The sequence below is a fragment of the Planomicrobium sp. MB-3u-38 genome (assembly GCF_002836425.1).
Lineage (GTDB): Bacteria > Bacillota > Bacilli > Bacillales_A > Planococcaceae > Planococcus > Planococcus okeanokoites.
In genome coordinates this window covers 1-245 of sequence record NZ_PJBO01000033.1, presented here as the reverse complement: position 1 = coordinate 245, position 245 = coordinate 1, and the positions used below count along the sequence as shown (strand labels likewise).

At 54.3% G+C, this 245-nt stretch carries 2 tRNA genes; both read left to right on the top strand.

The annotated features are described in order from the left end of the window. Positions 1–53 precede the first annotated feature (53 nt). A tRNA-Ile gene (locus CXF70_RS07440) sits at positions 54–130 on the top strand. A gap of 13 nt (positions 131–143) precedes the next feature. Beyond that, positions 144–219, top strand: a tRNA-Ala gene (locus CXF70_RS07435). Positions 220–245 lie beyond the last annotated feature (26 nt).

Below are 245 nucleotides of genomic sequence, written 5' to 3'. Positions count from 1 at the left end.
TTTTGGGCATTTGCCTGATCGATGAAGTTTCAACCAATTGCACATTCCCGAGAGGGCCTATAGCTCAGCTGGTTAGAGCGCACGCCTGATAAGCGTGAGGTCGATGGTTCGAGTCCATTTAGGCCCACCATTTTTAACTTCTTGGGGCCTTAGCTCAGCTGGGAGAGCGCCTGCCTTGCACGCAGGAGGTCAGCGGTTCGATCCCGCTAGGCTCCACCATCCATTCTGCTTGTCGGAATGGGGTA